Source organism: Nocardia suismassiliense (assembly GCF_900269665.1).
GTDB classification, from domain to species: Bacteria; Actinomycetota; Actinomycetes; order Mycobacteriales; family Mycobacteriaceae; genus Nocardia; species Nocardia suismassiliense.
The window spans coordinates 1535705-1557229 of sequence record NZ_LT985361.1 but is presented as its reverse complement, the minus strand read 5'-3'; the positions used below and the strand labels follow the sequence as shown (position 1 = coordinate 1557229).

18 protein-coding genes and 2 pseudogenes are annotated in these 21525 nt (G+C 69.9%); 7 read left to right on the top strand and 13 right to left on the bottom strand.

Annotated elements, in window-relative coordinates; translation table 11 throughout:
* The first annotated feature begins 122 nt into the window (after nucleotides 1-122).
* On the top strand, nucleotides 123-587 hold the full coding sequence (locus DBO33_RS06910; RefSeq protein ID WP_107654272.1) for a tRNA (cytidine(34)-2'-O)-methyltransferase: 465 nt from the start codon (nucleotides 123-125) through the stop codon (nucleotides 585-587).
* 97 nt (nucleotides 588-684) lie between these two features.
* Here the strand turns inward: DBO33_RS06910 and DBO33_RS06905 are convergent, their stop codons facing one another.
* The 5 genes from DBO33_RS06905 to DBO33_RS06885 all read right to left on the bottom strand — a co-directional run bounded on the left by DBO33_RS06905 (nucleotide 685) and on the right by DBO33_RS06885 (nucleotide 6863).
* Nucleotides 685-915 (bottom strand): DUF167 domain-containing protein, encoded by a 231-nt coding sequence (locus DBO33_RS06905; RefSeq protein ID WP_107660040.1) that lies wholly within the window; start codon nucleotides 913-915, stop codon nucleotides 685-687.
* On the bottom strand, nucleotides 872-1912 hold the full coding sequence (locus tag DBO33_RS06900; protein ID WP_107654271.1) for a DUF4349 domain-containing protein: 1041 nt from the start codon (nucleotides 1910-1912) through the stop codon (nucleotides 872-874). The genes DBO33_RS06905 and DBO33_RS06900 overlap by 44 nt, the downstream gene beginning before the upstream one ends.
* Nucleotides 1913-2007: 95 nt before the next feature.
* On the bottom strand, nucleotides 2008-2940 hold the full coding sequence (locus DBO33_RS06895) for a M48 family metalloprotease (protein WP_107654270.1): 933 nt from the start codon (nucleotides 2938-2940) through the stop codon (nucleotides 2008-2010).
* A gap of 92 nt (nucleotides 2941-3032) precedes the next feature.
* Entirely contained in the window at nucleotides 3033-6386 is a 3354-nt protein-coding gene (locus tag DBO33_RS06890; RefSeq protein WP_107654269.1) for an error-prone DNA polymerase, read from the bottom strand.
* 21 nt (nucleotides 6387-6407) lie between these two features.
* Nucleotides 6408-6863, bottom strand: a complete 456-nt coding sequence (locus tag DBO33_RS06885) for a hypothetical protein (RefSeq protein WP_107654268.1) — start codon at nucleotides 6861-6863, stop codon at nucleotides 6408-6410.
* A gap of 156 nt (nucleotides 6864-7019) precedes the next feature.
* Between DBO33_RS06885 and DBO33_RS06880 the strand changes: the two genes are divergently transcribed.
* Entirely contained in the window at nucleotides 7020-8000 is a 981-nt protein-coding gene (locus DBO33_RS06880) for an SDR family NAD(P)-dependent oxidoreductase (protein WP_107654267.1), read from the top strand.
* Between the two features lie 141 nt (nucleotides 8001-8141).
* Here DBO33_RS06880 and DBO33_RS06875 read toward each other — a convergent pair whose 3' ends face one another.
* Together DBO33_RS06875 and DBO33_RS06870 are read right to left on the bottom strand one after the other, a co-directional pair.
* On the bottom strand, nucleotides 8142-9011 hold the full coding sequence (locus DBO33_RS06875) for a sucrase ferredoxin (RefSeq protein ID WP_107660039.1): 870 nt from the start codon (nucleotides 9009-9011) through the stop codon (nucleotides 8142-8144).
* A 17-nt stretch (nucleotides 9012-9028) separates the two neighbouring features.
* The gene (locus DBO33_RS06870; protein WP_107654266.1) at nucleotides 9029-9784 is read right to left on the bottom strand and encodes an alpha/beta fold hydrolase; all 756 of its coding nucleotides are present in this window, start codon (nucleotides 9782-9784) and stop codon (nucleotides 9029-9031) included.
* Between the two features lie 113 nt (nucleotides 9785-9897).
* Between DBO33_RS06870 and DBO33_RS06865 the strand changes: the two genes are divergently transcribed.
* A complete protein-coding gene (locus tag DBO33_RS06865; protein ID WP_107654265.1) occupies nucleotides 9898-10605 on the top strand; it encodes a class I SAM-dependent DNA methyltransferase in 708 nt (235 codons plus the stop codon).
* Here DBO33_RS06865 and DBO33_RS06860 read toward each other — a convergent pair.
* Both DBO33_RS06860 and DBO33_RS06855 read right to left on the bottom strand, forming a co-directional pair.
* Entirely contained in the window at nucleotides 10596-12203 is a 1608-nt protein-coding gene (locus tag DBO33_RS06860; protein ID WP_407670490.1) for a Y-family DNA polymerase, read from the bottom strand. The two genes, DBO33_RS06865 and DBO33_RS06860, sit on opposite strands and share 10 nt — an antisense overlap.
* 109 nt (nucleotides 12204-12312) lie before the next feature.
* The gene (locus tag DBO33_RS06855; RefSeq protein WP_107654264.1) at nucleotides 12313-13101 is read right to left on the bottom strand and encodes a hypothetical protein; all 789 of its coding nucleotides are present in this window, start codon (nucleotides 13099-13101) and stop codon (nucleotides 12313-12315) included.
* Nucleotides 13102-13511: 410 nt separating this feature from the next.
* On the opposite strand from DBO33_RS06855, the gene DBO33_RS06850 reads away from it, so the two are divergent.
* Complete coding sequence (locus DBO33_RS06850; RefSeq protein ID WP_107654263.1) at nucleotides 13512-14636, top strand: serine/threonine-protein kinase; 1125 nt, start codon at nucleotides 13512-13514, stop codon at nucleotides 14634-14636.
* 12 nt (nucleotides 14637-14648) lie between these two features.
* On the opposite strand, the gene DBO33_RS06845 is transcribed toward DBO33_RS06850, so the two are convergent.
* On the bottom strand, nucleotides 14649-15284 hold the full coding sequence (locus tag DBO33_RS06845) for a response regulator (RefSeq protein ID WP_107660037.1): 636 nt from the start codon (nucleotides 15282-15284) through the stop codon (nucleotides 14649-14651).
* Nucleotides 15285-15412: 128 nt separating this feature from the next.
* Nucleotides 15413-16786 carry an ATP-binding protein gene (locus DBO33_RS06840; RefSeq protein ID WP_407670489.1) on the bottom strand — a complete coding sequence of 458 codons (1374 nt, stop codon included), beginning with the start codon at nucleotides 16784-16786 and terminating at the stop codon, nucleotides 15413-15415.
* A 166-nt stretch (nucleotides 16787-16952) separates the two neighbouring features.
* Here DBO33_RS06840 and DBO33_RS06835 point away from each other — a divergent pair, with 166 nt between their 5' ends.
* Nucleotides 16953-18608 (top strand): PspC domain-containing protein, encoded by a 1656-nt coding sequence (locus tag DBO33_RS06835; protein ID WP_325050699.1) that lies wholly within the window; start codon nucleotides 16953-16955, stop codon nucleotides 18606-18608.
* Complete coding sequence (locus DBO33_RS06830) at nucleotides 18601-18816, top strand: hypothetical protein (RefSeq protein WP_107654261.1); 216 nt, start codon at nucleotides 18601-18603, stop codon at nucleotides 18814-18816. The genes DBO33_RS06835 and DBO33_RS06830 overlap by 8 nt, the downstream gene beginning before the upstream one ends.
* Before the next feature lie 63 nt (nucleotides 18817-18879).
* Here DBO33_RS06830 and DBO33_RS44660 read toward each other — a convergent pair.
* Nucleotides 18880-19356 (bottom strand): annotated as a pseudogene (locus DBO33_RS44660) (GMP synthase (glutamine-hydrolyzing)); the annotation flags it as partial.
* 9 nt (nucleotides 19357-19365) lie between these two features.
* Nucleotides 19366-20586 (bottom strand): annotated as a pseudogene (gene guaA / locus DBO33_RS06820) (glutamine-hydrolyzing GMP synthase); the annotation flags it as partial.
* Between the two features lie 135 nt (nucleotides 20587-20721).
* Between guaA and DBO33_RS06815 the strand changes: the two are divergent.
* Complete coding sequence (locus DBO33_RS06815) at nucleotides 20722-21522, top strand: alpha/beta fold hydrolase (RefSeq protein ID WP_107660035.1); 801 nt, start codon at nucleotides 20722-20724, stop codon at nucleotides 21520-21522.
* The last annotated feature ends 3 nt before the right edge of the window (nucleotides 21523-21525 follow it).

Below are 21525 nucleotides of genomic sequence, written 5' to 3'. Positions count from 1 at the left end.
GTGCCGCGGCGGGACCCGTTGCGTGCCGCGGCGGCTGGTCGGCAGAGCAAAGTCGGCTGCGCGTATCGGGTGGGCGGTAGGTCGGCGAAGCGCAGCGGCGACCGCCTGATTGACTGTCTGCCGTGTTCCGACTGATGTTTCATGAGCCCGCGATACCCGGAAATACCGGGAATGCGATTCGACTGGTCGCGGGGACCGGGTGTGAGCTGCATCTGGTCGAGCCGTTGGGGTTCGATCTTTCGGAGGCCAAGTTGCGGCGGGCCGGGTTGGATTACCACGATCTGGCGTCGGTGACGGTGCACACGGATTTGGCGGCGGCGTGGGCTGCGGTGCGGCCGGAGCGGGTATTCGCGTTCACCACGCAAGCCACGACCCGGTACACCGAGGTGGCGTATCGGGAAGGGGATGTGCTGCTGTTCGGGACCGAGCCGACGGGGTTGCCCGCGGCGGTGCTCGAGGATCCGCACGTCACCGATCAGCTGCGCATTCCGATGCTGCCGGGCCGCCGCTCGATGAATCTGTCCAACGCGGCTGCGGTCGCGGTGTACGAGGCGTGGCGGCAGGTCGGGTTCGACAGCGGAGTGTGACCGCCGCGCACGAATTCGCGGTCGGCGCACGGGGATTGCCGACGAGATCGGGCCCGGACGACGAAAGGTGCGCGACAAGGCCTGGCACGCAAACGATTCAGCGATCGATCTCGAAACGCTTGAAGCGGGAGGTGGCGCCGGCCGCCAGGCGGACGGCGCTCTTGGGCACTCCGTAATGCTCGGCGAGCAGTTCGATGGCAGCCTTGTTCGCTTTGCCTTCGACCGCCGGGGCGCGCACGTACAGCTGGAGGGTGCCGTCGTCGAGGGTTTCGACGAGCGGGCCCTTACGGCTGTTCGGTTTTATGGTCGCCCGGACCGTTGTCGGCACTCTTGTCTCCCGTCGCCGTACTCCCCGCGGCCCCTGCGCTTTCCGTGCCGCCGGAACCGGACTTCGGAGCGGCACCGGCACCCACCGGTGTCGATTCTGCCGGAGTGCCGCGCTTGCCCCGCCGCAGCACCAGCCGCACGATGCCCCAGACCACGGCGGCGAGCACCACCAGGAAGCCGAGCCACGGCAGCGCCTTACCAGTGAACACGACCGCGTCCTTCAGCCAGTCCACCAGCGCGTTCCAGCCGCTGACGATCCCTTCCCAGAAGTTGTCGGCGCGGTCTTCCTCGGCCTTGGTGGTCGCGGTGGTGACGTCGATGGTGAGCGTGGACAGCGCGACGTCGTCGTCGAGGTGGCGCTTCTGCGCGGTCAGGCTGTCGAGTTCACCCTGCCTGCTCGACAGCGCCTGCTCGGCGTTGAGCAGGTCGGCGGTGTTGGTCGCGCCCGCAATGAGCCCGCGCAGCCGGTCGACGGAGGCTTGCAGCGCCCGGATCCTGGCGTCCAGGTCTTCCCACTGCATCGTCACGTCGTCGCGGTTGGTGTGCACCCGGGTGACGCGGCCGAGGCCGCCGAGCCCGTCGATGAACGCGTCGGTCTTGTCCGCGGGCACCCGGACGGTGAGGGTGGCGCTGGGGTCGGCGTCCTCGGTGCCGGGCTGTTCGGTCCGGCTGTCGATCCGGCCGCCCGCTTCGCGCACCCGGTCGGCGATCTTGCCCGCCGTCTCGATCGGTTCACCCGCGGTCATCTCGACGCTGCCGGTGACGACTTCCTTACGCACCGTGACGGTTTCAGTGGTGGTGTTGTCTTTACGCGGGGCGGCTCCCTGATCGCGCAGCCCCGGCGGCACGGAGGCGGGCGCCGGCGCGGACTCCACCGTGGCGTAGGTGGACGGGCGGCCCGGCGGCGCCGCTCTTTTGGCGTCGTTGTCGCCGGAGCCGCAGCCGACGAGCAACGTCAGACCGAGCAGACCGATGCACAGCACAGCAAGCTTCCGCATGATTCGCACAGTAGCCCCTGTTACTGCGCGAACAGCCCGACATAACTGTTCTCTAGAACCCTTCTAACACTTCTCTAAAAGTGTGGGCGGCCAGGTCATTCGCCGAGCCGGGCGGTGATCTTCCTGATCCGCGACGCCAGCGGCGGATGCGTGCTGTAGAGGCGTTGACGCAGCGCGACCAGACGGGGAGTCGTCCCGGGCTCCCAGCCGCGCAGGGCGGCCGCCAGTTCGCGGCCATAGCCGAGGTCGACGGCCGCACGGTCGGCGGCGTATTCGTCGCGGTGGCACTGCGCGCTCCTGGTCAACGGCTCCACGATCAGCAAGACAACGAACAGGAGAGCGGCGCCGAATCCCACGACCGGTGCCAGCACGATGGTCACGACAGGCAGCAGACCCACCGCCGCGACGAATCGGGCGAACGGTGCGAGCGGACCGAGGATCCCCGCGATCCGCCCGAGACGCTTGCACACCGCCCACAGCGCGCGACCCGGCATGGCGAGCCACCCGTCGACCAGTCGCACTCTGGGATCGACGTTCCTGTGGTGCCCGAGTTCGTGCGCGAGCACCGCTTCGAGCTGCCGCGCATCGAGGTCGGCGAGCGCCGAACTGGTCACCGCGACAATGCGACTGGGTGCGGCGAGCGCATTCGGATCATCGGATTGCTCCACCCACAGCGAGTACGGCCACCCGTCCACGCCGGGCGCGCTGGTCACCTGCTCCCATGCCGCCGCGAGGAGCTCGTCCTCCGGTGGGATCGGGCGCCGAAACCCGAACATCTTGGCGAATTTCGCACGATTGGGCGTGAACCACGCCGCATCGAAGAGGCTGACGCCGAACAACACCCACACCACGACGGCCGTTACCGCCAACCAGATCCCTGCCCACGCGCCGAGGACCAGAATGATTGCGACGCTGAGCAATACGGTCGGCAACGCGAGCAACACCGTCACGATTATCGCCAGATAACGAGGACGCACGGCTGGTGCGGTGGCGCGCCCTGGCGAGCCCGCATCCGAATGCGCTGGCATGGTGTCTCCCGATTTCCGACGGGGCCGCGCTGGGCAGAACGCCCCATCATATGGCGGCGATATCCGGGTAGGAAGACGAGTTTTTCAGGGGCTCAGCGGAAGTCGCGCGACTTGGAGTCGACGCGCAGGTCCAACCGCCGCAGGTGTTCGGCGACGATGCTGACCGCCCCCTCGGCGTTCTGCACGCGACCGCGGATGAGCAGGGCGGGCGCACTCTGCGCCAGGCGGCGATAGCGAGCCCACAGCCCGACCGAGCAGACGACGTTCACCATGCCGGTCTCGTCCTCCAGGTTGAGGAAGGTGACCCCCGCGGCGGTGGCGGGACGTTGCCGGTGTGTCACCGCGCCGCCCACCAGCACGCGTGACCCGTCCCGCACGGCGAGCAGCCCGGCGGCGGGAATCACGCCGAGCGCGTCGAGTTGCGGGCGCAGGAATTCGGTGGGATAGCTGCCCGGGGAGACGCCGGTGGCCCAGACGTCGGCGGCGGCCAGTTCGAGGTCGCTCATGCCGGGCAGCACGGGGGCGGTGGTGGCGGCGCCGGTACCGGGCAGCCGATCCGCGCGTTCCCCCGCGGCGGCGCCCGCCGCCCAGAGGGCTTCGCGCCGGGTGCTGCCGAGACCGCCGAGGGCACCCGCGGTGGCGAGCGATTCCGCTTGCACGACAGTGAGTTCCACGCGTCCGGTCAGGTCGAGGAAGGAGGTGTACGGTCCCTGATCCCGGGCGGCGACGATCTTTTCGGCGAGGTCGTCGCCGATGTGCCGGACCGCCGCCAGGCCGAGGCGCACCTGGGTGCCCTCCTGCTCCAGGGTCGGTTCGGCGCGACTGGCGTTGATGTCGGGGCCGTGCACCACGACGCCGTGCCTGCGGGCGTCGGCGACCAGGGATTGCGGGGAGTAGAAGCCCATCGGCTGCGCCCGCAGCAGACCGGCGCAGAAGGCCGCGGGGTGATGCAGCTTGAACCACGACGAATAGAACACGATCGAGGCGAAACTCTGCGAATGGCTCTCCGGGAAACCGAAATTCGCGAAGGCGTAGAGCTTCTCGTAGACGCGGTCGGCGACTTCGCCGGTGATCCCATGCAATTCGCGCATGCCACGGTAGAGGCGTGCCTTGAGACCTTCCATGCGCTCCGGTGAACGTTTGGAGCCCATCGCGCGGCGCAGCTGGTCGGCCTCGGCGGCGGTGAAACCCGCGACGTCGACGGCCATCTGCATGAGCTGTTCCTGGAACAGCGGCACACCGAGCGTGCGGGCCAGCGAATTCTCCAGGGCCGGATGGTCATAGGTCACCGGCTCGGCGCCATTGCGGCGCCGGATATAGGGGTGCACCGAACCGCCCTGGATGGGGCCGGGCCGGATCAGCGCCACCTCCACCACCAGGTCGTAGAACTCGCGCGGCTTCAGCCGGGGCAGCGTCGCCATCTGGGCCCGCGACTCCACCTGGAACACACCCACCGAGTCGGCGCGCGAGAGCATCTCGTAGACGGCGGCCTCCTTCAGATCGAGCTTGTGCAGCTCGACGATCTCGCCGGTGTGCTCGCGCACCAGGTCGATCATGTAGTGCAGCGCGGAGAGCATGCCGAGACCGAGCAGGTCGAACTTCACCAAATCGATGGCGGCGCAATCGTCCTTGTCCCACTGCAATACGCTGCGGCCGGGCATGCGCGCCCACTCCACCGGACAGACGTCGGCGATGGGCCGGTCACAGATCACCATGCCGCCGGAGTGGATACCGAGATGCCTTGGCAGTCCCTCGATTTCGGCGGCCAGCCCGAGCACCTCGGCCGGGATGTCGGTACCGGTCTCGCTGCCGACGCCGGTCCACCGGCTCACCTGCTTGCTCCACGCGTCCTGCTGTCCCGGCGAAAAGCCCAGTGCGCGTGCGGCATCGCGGACCGCGGATTTGCCGCGATAGGTGATCACATTGGCCACCTGCGCGGCGTACTCGCGGCCGTACTTGGTGTAGACGTGCTGGATGGCCTCCTCACGGCGGTCGGATTCGATGTCGACATCGATATCGGGGGGTCCGTCGCGCTCCGGCGAGAGGAAGCGTTCGAACAGCAGGTTGTTGCTGACCGGGTCGACATTGGTGATGCCGATCGCGTAGCAGACGGCCGAGTTGGCCGCCGAGCCCCGACCCTGGCACAGGATGTCGTTGTCCTTGCAGAAGGTGACGATGTCGTGCACCACCAGGAAGTAGCCGGGGAATTCCAGCTCGTCGATCACCGCGAGCTCGTGCTCGATCTGCCGGTACGCCTGCGGGTTTCGCTCCGGCGGGCCGTAACGCGCCGCGGCGCCCGCGAGGGTGAGCGCCCGCAGCCAGGACTTCTCGTCGTGGCCCGAGGGCACGTCGAACGGCGGCAGCTTCGGCGCGATCAGCTTCAGGTCGAAGGCGCATTCGCGGGCCAGCGCGACCGCGTTGTGTACCGCCTGCGGGCAGTCGGCGAACAGCCGCGCCATCTCCGCGCCGGAGCGCAGGTGCGCGCCGCCGGTGGGGGCCAGCCAGCCGGCGATCTCGTCCAAGCTCTGCCTGGCCCGGATCGCCGCGAGTGCCATGGCCCGGCGACGCTGGCCCGGCCCGGCGAAATGCGCTCCGGTGGTGGCCAATACGGGCAACCCGAGGCGGTCGGCCAGCGTGATGAGATGGGCGTTGCGCTCGTCGTCCTCGGGAATGCCGTGGTGGGTGAGTTCCACGCTCACCCGGTCGGCGCCGAACCGCTCCGTCAGGTCACGCAGCGCGGCCTCGGACCGCACGAGACGCATACTGCCCGAACGTAAGTCGTGTTCGAGCGCTTGACGCAGATGGCCCTTCCGGCAACCGGTCAGGATCTGCCAGTGTCCCTCGGCGGCCGCGGAAAGCGCGTCGAAGTCGTAGCGGAGGATGCCCTTCTCCCCTGCCGCCATGTGAGCGGTCGCGATCTCCCGCGACAACCGGCGATAGCCCTCCTGGCCGCGAGCCAGCACCAGCAGGTGCGGCCCGGCGGGATCGGGAGATCCGGTGCGCGGCATGGAATCCGGGGTGGTCGCAGGTCCGCGGCGCGGGGTCGACTCCGCCTGCGTGCCCAGCGACAGCTCGGCCCCGAAGACCGTCGGCATCCCGCATTCCCTGGCCGCCTCCGCGAACCGCACGGTGCCGTAGAAGCCGTCGTGATCGGTGAGCGCGATCGCCTCCAGGCCGAGCCGCACGGCCTCCTCCACCAGCTCCTCCGGCTGGCTCGCGCCGTCGAGGAAGCTGTACGCCGAGTGCGTGTGCAGCTCCGCGTACGGCACCGTCGGCCCGTCGGCGGGCAGCGCGGGCCCGGCCAGGTACTCCCCGCGCTTGCGGGACCAGGCCGGGCTGTCGCCGCCGTCGCCGGGGTACATCGCGTCCGGGTTCGTCCGGCCGGGTCGCCCCGACAGCACCCGCTCCAGCTCGGACCAGGTAGGGGGACCGTTGCTCCACCCCACCGTGGCTCACCTCCTCATATGTCAGCTGGTCGGCAGGGGCGCCGTCGAGCCCTCGGCGAGCGCCGCTTCGACATCGTCGAGGCCCGCGCGGATCAGGGCGCCGTAGGCGTCGTGGGCGAGGACATCGAGGTGCCCGCGGGCGATGGCCAGCTGCATGCGGGCGGCCTCGAAGTCGCCGACTCGCCGGTGGCTGTCGGCCAGGTTGAGGTACAGCGACGGCAGGAAACTGCGGAGCCCTTCGTCCAGCGGGATGCCGGGGCCGAACACCGCGGCGAGCGCCCGCCGGTCCCAGAGCAGCGCGGCGGCGGCGGTGTCCTGCAGATCGGCTAGGTGATGCGCGATCACGCAGCGGTGCAAGGGATCACCGCCCTCACCGATCTCGTCCCACAACTTCTCCAGCGCCTGTCGCGCCGCCGCTTGGTCCCCGCCACCGAGCCGCACCGCGGCAAAGATGTCCGCCATCCGATCGTCCGCCATGCGCCGAGTATCGCACATATGTTCGATCGATTTCGAGAGGTTGTTCGACCCGTGTTCACCACCTCGACCCCAGCCCCGAAAAGTGAGCAGTGCCACTTGGCGGGTAAACTTACTTCGGAGTAAGTTCATGCCAACCCAACCTGCAAAGGAGCAGCGATGACTGACGCATCCGCTGACGCCGGCCTGCCCGAGACCCGGCGCGGCCGTCGCAGCCGCGACATCACGGGTCGGCATGTGCTCATCACCGGCGCCTCCTCCGGGATCGGCAAGGCGGCGGCGATCGCCGTCGCGGGCAAGGGCGCCACCGTGTTCCTGCTCGCCCGCCGCGCCGACGAACTCGCCTCGGTGGTCGACGAGATCAAGGCCGCGGGCGGCAGCGCCTACGGATACCAGTGCGACGTCACCGATTCCGACTCGGTGGACCACGTCGTGAAGACCATTCTCGACGAGCACGGCCACGTCGACATGCTGGTGAACAACGCGGGCCGGTCCATCCGCCGCGCCATCCACCGCTCCACCGACCGGCTGCACGACTTCGAACGCACCATGGCGGTCAACTACTTCGGCGCGCTGCGGATGACGCTGGCCCTGCTGCCGCAGATGCGCGAGCGCAAGTTCGGCCACATCGTCAACATCAGCAGCGCGGGCGTGCAGGTGGCGACGCCGCGTTTCGCGGCCTACCTGGCCAGCAAGGCGGCACTGGACAAGTTCGCCGAGGTGGCCTCGGTCGAGACGATGGCCGACGGCGTCACCTTCACCACCATCCACATGCCACTGGTGCGCACCCCGATGATCACCCCGAGCGGCGACCAGGGCCCGTCCGAATCCCCCGAGTGGGCGGCGGCAACGATCGTGCGCGCGCTGACCGAGCGCCCCAAGCGCATCGACGTGCCGCTGGGCACCTTCGCCGAATACGGCGCCCTGCTCACCCCCAAGTTCCGCGACCGCATCCTGCACCGCTACTACCGCGCCCTGCCGGACTCCCCCGCCGCCAAGGGCGAGCAGGTGGAAGACACCGAAGAAGTCGCGGAACCCGCTGTCCCCCAACCTGCCCCGCGTCCACGCTCGGCGGCCCGCCGGGTCACCGGCACCGCGCTGCGCCGCGCCGCCCGCTGGGTCCCCGGCACCCACTGGTAGTCACGACATCGGCCGAGTGAGCCCGGTGATGTCAGGCTCGCCGTACCAGGTCGCCCGAGCAGAGCAGCGAGCTGCGGCGGTTCGGCACCGAACGGGACATCGTTGCGGCACCGGCCAAGTGGATGCTCAGTGGTGTCGCGGTCAGCCGACGGGCAAGGCCTGAATCGTGTCCACCGCGAGGGCGGTCACCGCCTTGGGAGCGGCGTTGCAGCTGGGTTGACGTGCCGGAAAAGCAATGGTGCGCACGGTAACCCGCCAGCGACGGCCGTCGCGGTGGGTGACCAGCGCGGCGGTGTCGTTGTCGAGGGTGACCGTGAGATCGTCGACGGCGGCGGAAATCTGTTCGCGCACCGCGACTTCCGCGACCTGTCCGACCGGCGAGTAGCAGCTGCGGCCACGCAGGCCGGTGTTCGAGACCGCGCCGCGCCGGGCAGCTTCGACCATCTCCGCGGCGGAGGCGGCATCGAGCCGCCCGTAGGTGAGCCCGGACGGCAGCAGCACCAAGGCGGGCGCGAAGCGGTGACCGCCGGTGTGCGAGCACTCCCACACCTGCCCAGGGTATTTCGTCGCGAGTTCCGCGGCGATCGGGCGGCCGAGCAGCGCACAGCACTGGTCGCGTTTGCCGTGCGCGCACACCAGCACCAGCGGTTCGGCAACGGGCACACCGATTCCGGGCGGCGGACCGGCCAGCAGAGTCAGGTCGACATCGAGTAGCTGCTTCAGATCGGTGATCTCGAAACGCTCACACCAGGACCCCGCCGGACGCGAGCTGGCGATCAAAACCGTTCGGGTGCCGGTGAATTCATTACGGCCAGGGCGCCGGATCAAGGTCGGGCGCACGTGCGCGGCGGCGGTCCGCACCGCCAGCTCGGGCGTGATCTCCGGGCCGAGCACCTCGTCGCCGATCACATCGCGACCCCAGGCGCCGGGATGTTCGATGCACAACCAGCCGGTCACCTCGGTGGCGCTGCCGGCCAGCGGGGTTTGCGCCGCGGCGGCGGAGCAGAGCATCCCCTCGAAACCGGTGTTCACGCCGCGAGGAAAGGATGAACGGCGGCCGCGAAGTCGCGGTAGCGGTCGCGGTGGATGCTGTGACCGCAGGCGAAGGCGGTGACCGTGCAGTCGGCGATGGCGGCGCGCATGAGCGCCAGCTTCGCCGGATCGACCATGCCGCCGGGGCCGCCGCGCAGCACCAGTGTGCGCGCGGTGATGTCGCAGAGCCGGTCCCACCACTCCGGGTTCGGCTTGCGGAACTGCTCCAACGCGGTCCTGGTCATGGACCGGTCGAAGGCCAGCACCGCGCGCGGATGCCTGGCCAGGCTGCTCGTGGCGTGCCACAGCTCGGGCACGGTCGGGAAACGGCGGGTCAGCCGCAGTTCTTCGGCGCCGGACTGCAACGGCAGCGGGCACTCCTCGATGACCAGGCGGCGCACCAGCTCCGGGCGCTCCTGCGCGACGCAGGAGACGGCGTAGCCACCCAGCGAATGGCCGACCAGATCAACCGTGGACAGTTCCAGCCGGTCGCACAGTTTCAGTACATCTGCGCCGAATTCGTCGAACCGGTACGAGTCGGTGTGTGAGCTGCGGCCGTGGCCACGCAGGTCGGGAATGATGACCCGGCGGCCCGCCTGCACCAGCGCACGGGCGAACCGGTCCCAGGTGTGCCCGTCCCCGCCCATGCCGTGCACCAGGACCACGGGCACGTCGGCAGCCGCGGTCGCCCCCGAATCCCGGTAGGCGATCCGCACGTCACCGAAGGCCAGTCTGGTTACCGCGAGATCCACGATCTTCGAGAGTACTGGGGTTGTCCGCTTCCGACCTGCGACTTGTCGCACGGATCACGTGCGGCACCCGAAATTGCCTGGCGAATCCCGAGGAGCCGCGAAATACTCCGCGCATGCCGTCATTCGCGGATTACGACCGCCGAAACTACCGCACCGTCGATGTGGCCACCGGCTACGACGGATGGGCGCCGACCTACGAGCAGACCGTCATGGACGAGATGGATCTCGCGCTGCTGGCCCGGCTGCGGCGTCCGGAGTGGCCACGGATAGGCCGCGCCGCCGACCTGGGGTGCGGGACGGGGCGGACCGGCGCCTGGCTGCGCACGCAGGGGGTGTCCCATATCGACGGTGTCGATGTGAGCGCGGGCATGCTGGAGCGGGCCGCGGCACGCGGGGCCCACACCACGCTCACCCAGGCGGACGTGCGCGCCACCGGGCTGGCCGACGGCAGCTACGACCTGGTGATCGCCTCGCTGATCGATGAGCACCTGCCCGAGTTGGCGCCGTTCTACGCCGAGGCGTGGCGGCTGGCCGCGCCCGGCGCGCTGTGCGTCCTGGTCAGCTTCCACCCGCAATTCATGATGACCACCGGGATGCCGACGCACTACACGCCCCAGGGTGGCGAGCCGGTGGCGATCAGCACGAACCTGCACCTGCTCAGTGAGCATGTGACGGCGGCGCTGGACGCGGGCTGGGTGCTCGCCGAACTCACCGAGACGCTGATCGACGACACCTGGCTCGCGGCCAAGCCGAAGTGGCGGGACCTGCGCGGGCAGCCCTTCACCATGGCGACGGTGTGGTCGCGGCCCGCTCAGTCGTAAAGTCCTTCGGCGCGCCAGATCTCGTCGTGGTAGACGAGCAGTAGCACCCGGACGTCGGGCGGCGCACCGTCCAGCTGGACCTGCGCGCGTGCGGTGAAAGTGATTGGGGCGTCGGCGTTCTCGGTCGGCTCCGGCACCCACCAGCGTTCGTCCACCGGCCACGGCCCCGCCCAGGCGGTCAGCCGCCACTGCCTGCTGCCCCAGTGCAGGCGGGCCGGGTCGGCGCTGAACAGGGCACGTTCGGTGACCTGGATCGGCGTGCCGTCCACCGCTTCCAGCCGGACCTGCGGCCGATTGAGCAGAAGCAGCGCGGGGGCGGGCTCGGGTAACCGGCCCGGCCACGGCTGGGCCGGGTCGGCGGCGGGCACGGGTTCGTCACCGAGCGCGACCAGCGTGATGCGCTCGACGGGCCCGCGGCCGCCGCTGAGCACGCCGACCCGCACCGCTTCGCCACCGAGCAGACCCTGCACCCGGACCAGCGCGCGCCGGGCCCGCTCTTCTTCCTCGCCGACACCACCCCACAGCCCGAGCTGCAGCGCACCCGCCGCCACCACCTCGACCGGTTCCAGGCGCAGCAGGGTGATCGGCGCGGTGGGCCGGTCGCGCCGGGTGAGCCAGCCGTCCAACTGCCAGCGCACCCGGTCGGCGGTGCCGTCCGGGGTCAGCGGTTCGGCACACCGCCAGATCCGCGAAAGTTCCTCCCCCGCATCGGTTTCCGCGAAGATCGATAATCGGGTGCAGGCCAGGCCCGCGTTCGACAGCTCGGCGTGCAGTTGGGCGGCGAGCATGCGGCCCGCGAAGGCGGCGGCGTCGACCCGTTCGATCGGCGGGTCGCAGGGATACTGCACCGTCAGATCCTTGGGTGGCTGCCGCGCGGAGGGTGGGCGCTCCGGCTGGGCCTGCGCACACCGGTGCGCCAGCACGGCGTCGGCGCCGAACCGCGAGGCGACCTCGGCGGGCGACAGCGCGGCGAAATCACCGATGCGGCGTAAACCCAAGCGGTGCAACAGATCCACCAAGTCGTCGCGCTCCGGCGCGGCCAGGCTCGGCTCGACCGCGAGCTCACGCACCGGCATCGGCGCGAGGAACCGCGCACCCGCCCCGACGGGCACGATCGCGCCGCGCCGGGCGGCGATCACCGCCGTGGACAACTCGTCGGCGATGCCGATCTGCGCCTCCACCCCGGTGGCGGCCGCCGCGTCGACGAGCCGCTCGGCCGCCGTCTCCTCGGAACCGAAGAACCGGGCGGCACCGCGCGCGCCGAGCACCAGTAGCCCTGGCCGCAGCACCTCCACCCCGGGCACCGTCGCGTCCACGGCCGCCACCACCGGCTCGAACAACCGCGCGTCCCGATCCGGATCCGCCTGCGCCAGAAACAGATCGGGACACTTCGCCTGCGCCTCCCGCCGCTTCAGCCCGCGCCGCACCCCGTCGGCGCGCGCGATCGCCGAACACGCGATCACCCGGTTGGCGAAGAGCACGGCCACCGGCTGGTTCGCGGGCAGCCCAGCCACCGCGGCGGCGGCGACCGCGGGCCAATCCGGGCACCACAGCGCCAACACCCGCGCCGCGCCCTTCGCTCGGCTGGGCAGGATCACGGTGCCGCACCGCGCATATCGGCTCCGCCGCCTGCGGCCGCATCGATCGGCAGGCCCGCCGAGCTCGGTGCCGCGCCGCTCGAGGTAGCCGAGGCAAGCACCTCGGCCCTCACGACGCCGCTTCCCTGGCGTCGACCGGTGCGGCGGTGCGCGTAGGTGTTTCGTGCGCCGCCCACTCGACCCGGCCGGCGTTCGAACGGAGGTCGAGGCGGCCGCGCCGGGGCGGGCCCGCTTTGCCGCGCACCTCGACCTCGAGACCGAGGGAGTGCAGGCGGCCGCGGCCGTGCCCGAGGCCCGAGTAACCGGCGATGCGCGCGTCGAGGTGCAGGGCGGCGCCGGGCCAGCGGCCGTCGGTGACCACCAGAGTGGCGCCCTTGCTGCGGGCGCGTGCGGCGATCACCCGGGTGCGCGCCGGGGCGACGGCGGTACCGCCGAGGCCGAGCACCACCAGGTCGAGGCCGTCGAGCAGGACGGCGGCCACCTCCACCGGGTCCGGGCCCGGATCGGGGATCACAGCCAGCCGCTCCAGCTGCGCGCCCATCTCCACCGCGGCGAGCAGGCCGAGCCGGGGCACCCCGACCACCGCGGCGTGCCCACCGTCCTCGGTCACCGCGGCGAGCAGGCCGGCCAGCAGCGACCGGGCGCCCGTGTAGGACACGACCGACCCCTTCGTCAGGCCACCACCGGGCAACAGCGCGGCGAGCGCGGGCGGCACCGCGAGCGACTCCCGGCGCAGTTCGGCGTCCAGCGGAATACGCTCGGCCGCCGCTTCGCCGCGACCGGGTATCGCCGCCATTCTTCTGCGCAGCTCAGCCACCGTGGGCGGGCTCTCCCGAGCTATCCCGCGCGGCACCGCCTGCGGTTGTGCCCCCTCCTGCGATTTCGCATCCGAACCCATCTCTACCACCTACTTCCCACGATGGACCCGAGGCGACGCCACGGAACGAACCCCCAGATACAGGGGTCAGCACCGATTCAGCTATCGATCCGTATCGAATATACGTTCGATATCTGCTCAGTAGAAACCGACCCCCGGGTTCCGTCAAGAGCCCACCCCCGCGCCCGCGATTTCGAAATGATGCCGTTGTAAACCGCGGCTCGGTCTGTACGCAGTCGTTATCGCGGCAGCGAGTCAGGACCCGCCCGCGAGCGGATGTCACAGTGACGACGGCCGCCGACCACGACCCACGAGGCGGCAGACAGATCGACTACCAAGGGCGGCACCGGCGTTCGAGGTCGGCAAAAACCAGGGCGCGGTTCGTGTCAGCAAACTCCGTAGGGCACCTTGTTTTCCGCTACCCTCGCACCGTGACCGAACGCGCTCGTCCCATTGTCGGCCCCGACTATCTGGTTGCCGGCCGCTACCGGCTGCAGTCGAAGCTGGGTGGCGGTGGCATGGGCGCGGTGTGGCTCGCGCACGACCGGCTGCTCGACCGGGACGTCGCCATCAAACAGGTCCTCTCGACGGCCGGGCTGCCGGAAGCAGAGGCCAACGAGATCCGCAGCCAGATCATGCACGAGGGCCGGGTCGCGGCCAAGCTCTCGCACGAGCACGCGATCGCCGTGTACGACGTGGTGCTCGAGGCGGGCGAGCCCTGGCTGGTGATGGAGCACTTACCCTCGCGCAACGTGGCCAAGGCGCTCGCGCTGGTGGACACGCTGCCCCCGATCGAGGTGGCGCAGATCGGCGCGCAGGTCGCCGACGCACTGGCCGCCGCGCACGCGGCGGGCATCACGCACCGCGACATCAAACCCGGCAATATCCTTGTCGCCGACCGCGGTCCGATCGTCGGCATGGCCAAGCTCAGTGACTTCGGCATCTCGCGCGGCGCGGGCGAGCACTCCGACGATCCCGACGGTGTGATCGGCGGCACCCCCGCCTACCTGCCGCCGGAGGTGGCCCGCGGCGCGCAGCCGACCACGGCCAGCGACGTATTCTCCCTCGGCGCCACGCTGTACACCGCGATCGAGGGGCAGCCGCCGTTCGGTCTCGACGAGGACAGCGATGTGCTGGTGCATCGCGCGGCCATGGCGCAGATCATTCCGCCGACGCGCAGCGGAATGCTCACCGACGCACTGCTGCACATGCTCGAGCCCGCGCCGCAGCGCCGGCCGACGATGGCCGAGGCCAGGGATGAAATCCTCACCGCGGCTTTCGGTCCCGGGACCGGGCCCTACATCATCGGCGCGCCGGTGCGTACCGAGGACGGCACCATTCCGGCGTGGGCGGCGCGCAATTCGGCGTCCGGCCTGCGCAGTCCGCACTCGACCCCGCTGCCGCGCCCGCACCGCGCCCCGGTGGGCGCTGCTGCCGCGGCCCCCGCGCCGCAGCGGACCAAAACACCGCAGGCCAGCAACGCGCCGCTGGCCATCGCCATCGGACTGCTGATCGGTCTGGTCATCATCATCGCCGTCATCATCGCGGTGATGTAATCCCGGCGCAGATCAGTCGATGCGCCGGTGATGGGCCCAGCGGGTCAACGCATTCCGGTTCGACTGCTGGGTTTTGCGCAGCACATTGGACGCGTGGGTTTCCACGGTCTTCACCGAGATGAACAGGTTTTCGGCGATCTCGCGGTAGGTGTAGCCGCGCGCGAGCAGCCGCAGCACCTCCAGTTCCCGCGGGGTCAGCGAATCGAGCTCCGGGTCCAGCGGTGGCTCGGGCACCTGCGATTTGCCGGTGAACGAGTCGAGCACGAACCCGGCCAGCCGCGGGCTGAACACCGCGTCGCCGCCGGACACCCGGCGGATACCATCGGCCAGTTCGGCGCCCGAAATCGTCTTGGTCACATACCCTCTCGCACCCGCGCGAATCACCGCGATCACGTCCTCGGCGGCATCGGAGACGCTGAGCGCCAGACACACCGGTCCCTCTTCGATACCCGCGAGCACCGCGACGCCACCACCATCAGGCATATGCACGTCGAGCAGCACGACATCCGGCTTGGTCGCCTTGATCCCGGCGATCGCCTCGGCGACTCCCCCGGCCTCACCGACCACTTCCATGTCGGTCTCTCGGCTCAACTCCGCCCGCACACCCGACCGGAACACTGCGTGATCATCAACAAGAAAGACCCGCACGGCCACCCTGCTTCTCCTCAACTGTCGGTGGATCGACCCACCCTGGCGCGCGGGCCGCCCACGGGCCGCCCACACCCCATCGGTACCACATATGGCCGTGAGTCGACCGAACTCACTGCAAACAACGGTCACTGCCCGGGATGAACCGGCACCTGCTCTGGGTCGACGGCCGCCTCGGCCGCTTCCGCCGCCGGGTGCTCCGGCTCACCGGAATCCGTGCGCGGCATCATGATTCGCACCTCGGTGCCGCGACCGGGAGTGGACAGGATCTCCACCTGGCCGCCGCGGCGTTCGATCCGGCCGCGGACGGATTTCGCCAGACCCTGCCGGTCCTGCGGCACGGCGGTGGTGTCGAAACCGGCGCCGCGGTCGCGCACGAAAATGCTCACCTGGTGCGGTTCGGTCTCGGCGAACAGGTCGATCTCCGGGACGCCCGCGTGTTTGGCGGCATTGACCAGTGCCTCCCTGGTGGCACCGAGCAGCGCGGTGAAATGTTCCTTGGGCAGGCCGGAACCGGTCTCGCCGATATCCATCGACACATCACCGACGGTCACCGGGGTCACCTTCACGCCGTGCTGATCCTCCACCTCGCCCGCGATGGTGCGCAGCGCGGCGGCCAGGCTCGACTGCGCCGGACCGGCATCCTCGAACAACCATTTGCGCAGTTCCCGCTCCTGGCTGCGGGCCAGCCGCACCACCTCCTGCGGGTCACCGGCCTGGCGCTGGATCAGGGCCAGCGTCTGCAGCACCGAATCGTGCAGGTGTGAGGCGATCTCCTCGCGCTCTTCATTGCGGATGCGCGCGGAGCGTTCGGCGTTCAGCGCCCGCATCATCCGCAGCCACAGCGGAACCGTGAGCAGCCCGGCGCCGACCAGCGTGACGGCCACCGCTATCAGCGCGGACCCGAGCGAGCTCAGATCGATCCTGGCCAGCACCACCACCCCGAGCCCGGCCACGATCAGCGTGCCGCCCGCCACGATGCGCGCCCACGTCACCACCGAGGGGCGCGCGGGCAGACCGAGCAGCGACCTGGGGCCGTCGGCGTCGTACTCCCGCCACACCAGCGCCGCACCGATGGCGACCACGATGATGGGCGCGATCACGCTCGCCGCGGTGCCGCTGAACAGCCAAGACACCCCGATGGCGAGACCGATCCCGAGCATGGCGAGACCGATGGCCTGCCGTCGCTCGGAACCGGGCGCCTTCGCTACATCGGAGCCGCCGGGCGTGAAGATCCACAGCAACCCGTACGCGACGAAGCCCGCCCCGGCCGCGGCGAGCAGCACGAACGCCATCCGGACCTTGAACACGTCGACGCCGAGGTGATCGGCGATGCCGCCCGCCACGCCGCCGATGATCCGGCCGCCCGAACGCCGCACCATCCGGGCGTGCGGCGGCGGCCCGGGATCGAACACCGGCGCGGGCCCGAAACCGCGCGCGGCCTCGAACCCCCGCGTGGTATCGAACCCTCGGGTGTCGAACGAGGGCGCAGACGGGTACATGCATTCGATAGTGGCACGATCCGCCGACAGCTAGCCATCAGGAATCCCCCTGATCTTCTGCCTGTGCCCGGATGACGACCTGACCGGGCGAGTCCAAAAGGATCAGTAAATTCTTCAGGGTTATCCCCGATGTGCGGATGTGCTGGTCAGGCACACTATGGGAACCATGACGAAAACGAGCTTCGGGGATCAGCTCCAGCAGATCTGGCGTACGCGCCCGGCGCGATTGCCTCGGCAGGGACCGATCGCCGGCGTGGCGGCCGGGTTCGCGCAGCGGTACAACGTCGATCCGGTACTGGTGCGGGTGGCCTTCGTGGTGTCCGCGATCTTCGGCGGCTCCGGAGTCGTGCTCTATCTGCTGGCCTGGCTGCTGTTCAGCGCCGCCGGTGACGAGTCGTCGGCGGCGGAGTCGCTGGTCGGCAAGGGGCACAGCTCGCAGTCGCAGACCAAAACGATCGTATTGATCGTCGCGCTCGCCATCGCGGTGAGCACGATGGGCCCGGTCGGGGTCGGCCTCGGCGGGTCGGGACTGATCAGCATGGCGTTGATGCTGGCCGGCTGGTGGATGATGCACCTGCGCAATCCGGAGCCACCGCCGGGGACCACCAGTGAGTTCAGCGGGTACATCGCGGACAACGGGATCATGGCGACCGGCTACCCCGGTGCGGTCTTCCCGCAGGGCGCGCCGCGCACTACCAGCGACGTCTATGCGCCGCCGACCAGCGTGTACACGCCGTACACCAAGCTGCCGGACGCCTATGTACCGGAAACGTCGAGCACCGAAACCGTGCTGCCGCACCAGGTGAGCGACACCGGCCAGGTGCACGAGGCCGACACGGACCTGCTGCGTAAGCGAGAGGCGAGCGATCAAGGCTCTGCGGCAAGCGATTCCGCGACCCGGTCCGAAAAGGGTGACGCACCAGGCGGATACGACGCGACACCGGACACTGTCCGACTCGACAAGGGCGGCAACACCACCGAGGTCATCGACCCTGGAACTGCCGCAGGCCCAACGGCTTCCGCCGCGCCCGGCCGGGCCGACACCGACACTCCGTCGCTCAGCAAGGAGGCACCGAGCAGCACCCTGCGATCGTCCGGCGCCGACACCTCCGCCGTGCTGAAGCCGCCGACCCCGGCCACCCTCGGCCGCACGACCCCGCCATCCTGGGATCCGCTCGGCGTCGCCCCACTCGCCTGGGATCTGCCCGAGCCGACCCCGGTGCGCACCATCGTCGCGCCGCCGCCGCGGCGGCCACGCTCCCGGCTGACGCCGGTGGTGCTCGGCCTGGCCATTCTCGCCGCCGCCGGTGCGGGCGCACTGGCCGCCTCGGGTGTCGAGTGGATGACGCCCGGCCGGATCGCGGCGGCCGCCTTGGCGGTGATCGGGCTCGGCCTGGTCCTCGGCGCGTTCCTGCGACGCGGGTACGGCCTGCTGGTGCTGACCGCTCCGCTGGCCGGATTCGTCCTGCTCGCCTCGGCGATCGGACCGATCGACTTCGACCGCGGCGCGATGGGCCAACACGACTGGACACCGACCACGGTCAGCGAGTTGCAGTCGCACTACACCGTCAACATGGGATCGGGCACGCTGGATCTGCGCCGGCTGAACCTCACCGAGAACCGCACCGTCGATGTCGAGGTCCGGATGGGCGACTTCCAGGTGTGGCTGCCGAACAACATGAAGGTCGACACCCAGTGCACCCAGACCATGGGTGAGGTCCAGTGCGTCAACGGCCTGACCGGCCCGACCACCGAGGGTGCGCCCGTGCTCGATCTGAATATCAATGTCCGAGCCGGAAACGCGGAGGTGCACCGTGGCTGACAAGTCCAATGAATCCACCGAGGCCCGCCGCGGCCCCTCCGCCTCACTGCTGATCGTCGGACTGCTCGCCCTCGGCGTGAGCGCCTGGGCCTTCGTCGGCCCGTCGTCGTGGCCGACGACCAGCGTGGTCCCGGTCGGCTGGATCGTGGTGCTCGCCGCCATCATCGTCGGCATCGTGCTGGTGGTCTCCCCGCGCAAACGCGGCTGATCGAGGCGAAACAAAGAATGGCCCGTCCATCGGACGGGCCATTCTTGTTGCGTTAGCAGGGATTCACTCCCATTCGATGGTGCCCGGCGGCTTGCTGGTCACATCGAGGACGACCCGGTTGACCTCCGGCACCTCATTGGTGATCCGAGTGGAGATCCGCTCGAGCACCTCGTAAGGCAGCCGAGTCCAGTCGGCGGTCATCGCGTCCTCGCTGGACACCGGGCGCAGCACGATCGGGTGACCGTAGGTGCGGCCGTCGCCTTGCACGCCGACGCTGCGCACGTCCGCGAGCAGCACCACGGGACACTGCCAGATCTGCCGATCCAGCCCCGCCGCGGTGAGCTCCTCGCGCGCGATGGCGTCGGCCTGGCGCAGCGTGACGAGCCGGTCCTCGGTGACCTCGCCGACGATGCGGATGGCGAGACCGGGTCCGGGGAACGGCTGGCGGCCGACGATCTCCTCGGGCAGCCCGAGCTCGCGGCCGACCGCGCGCACCTCGTCCTTGAACAGCAGACGCAGCGGCTCGACCAATTCGNCCTCGCCGACGATGCGGATGGCGAGACCGGGTCCGGGGAACGGCTGGCGGCCGACGATCTCCTCGGGCAGCCCGAGCTCGCGGCCGACCGCGCGCACCTCGTCCTTGAACAGCAGACGCAGCGGCTCGACCAATTCGAATTCCAGGTCGTCCGGCAGGCCGCCGACATTGTGGTGGCTCTTGATGTTCGCGGTGCCGCTGCCACCGCCGGACTCGACGACGTCCGGGTAAAGCGTGCCCTGCACCAGGAATTCGACCTTCGGCACGGTGCCGCCGCCCTGCTCGACGACGACCTCGGAGACCGCGTCTTCGAAGGACCGGATGAACTCGCGCCCGATGACCTTGCGCTTCTCCTCCGGGTCGGTGACGCCCTTCAGCTCACCCAGAAACTTCTCGACCGCGTCGACGGTGACCAGCTTGGCACCGGTCGCGGCGACGAAGTCCTGCTGCACCTGCTCGCGCTCCCCCGCCCGCAGCAGGCCGTGGTCGACGAACACACAGGTCAGTCGATCGCCGATGGCTCGCTGCACCAGCGCGGCGGCCACCGCGGAGTCGACACCGCCGGACAGCCCGCAGATCGCGTGCCCGTCGCCGACCTGCTCGCGGACCGCGGTGATCAGCGAGTCGGCGATATTGGCCGGGGTCCAGGTGGCGCGGATGCCCGCGATCTCGTGCAGGAAGCGGCTGAGCACCTGCTGTCCGTGCGGCGAGTGCAGGACCTCGGGGTGGTACTGCACGCCGGCCAGGCGGCGCGCGCGGTTCTCGAACGCGGCGACCGGTGCGCCCGCGGTGGTGCCGGTGACCTCGAAACCCTCGGGCGCGTCGGTGACCGCGTCGCCGTGGCTCATCCAGACCGGCTGCAGGGTGGGCAGTCCGCCGTGCAGCACGCCGCCGTCGATATTGATCTCGGTGCGGCCGTACTCACGGGTGCCGGTGTGCGCGACCGTGCCGCCCAACGCCTGCGCCATCGCCTGGAAGCCGTAGCAGATGCCGAAGACCGGCACGTCGAGATCGAACAGCCGCGCGTCCAATTGTGGTGCGCCCTCGGCATACACGCTGGACGGGCCGCCGGACAGGATCACCGCGAGCGGCTGCTTCTCGGCGATCTCCTCGACGGTGGTGGTGTGCGGAATCACCTCGGAGAACACACTCGATTCGCGGACCCGCCGGGCGATCAGCTGTGCGTATTGCGCGCCGAAGTCGACGACGAGGACCGGTCTCTGTGTATCTGCCACGGCCACAGTTTAGTGAGCACGCTTTGGGCCCGAGCCATCGGCACAGCACCGACGTCGAGCCCAGCTCCAGCAAGCAAAAAGGCGAGCCAGCAAATCGCCCCACCCGCCCCCGCGCCGCTGGCTATCCTCGTGCTCGTGCCATTCGCCCGCGCGATCGACGCCGACATCCACTACGAGGACAGCGGCGGGAGCGGCCCGGTGGTGCTGCTAGCACATGAATTCTTCATGGACCGGACGATGTTCGCGGCTCAGATGGCCGCTCTGGCACCGGAATTCCGGATCGTCTCGTGGGACGCCCGCGGCCACGGCCGCACCAGGGACGAGGGCCTGCCGTTCACCTACTGGACCGCGGCCCGCGACGCGCTGACCGTGCTCGACCACCTCGGCGCCGAACGTGCCGTGGTCGGCGGCACCGCCCAGGGCGGCTTCACCGCGCTGCGCACCGCGCTCATCGCGCCGGAACGGGTGTCGGCGCTGATCCTGATCAGCACCGAGGCCAACGGCCCGACACCCGAACAGTCCGACGCCACCCAGCAGTTCCTCGAGCAGTGGTACGACGACGGCTCCCGCCAGCAGGCGGCAAATCAGCTGGCGTCCTGGCTGATCGGCGACGACAAGTGGTACCGGACCATCTGGACCACCCGCTGGATGCTGCGCGACTGCCGCGGCATCGAGGTCGCGGCGGGCTGCCTGCTCAGCCGGGACTCGGTGCTGGAGCGATTGTCCGAAATCACCTGCCCCGCCTTGGTGATCCACGCCACCGACAGCGGCATCCCGCCCGACCGGGCCAAGCAGCTGACGGAGGGGCTCACCGGCGCCAGCTACGTCGAGATCGCGGGCGCCCGGCTCGCGGTCACCATGACGCACCCCGAGCCGGTGAACGTCGCCATGCGGCAGTTCCTGCGCGAGCGAATCACACCCTCGCACGCCCGGTAAGGC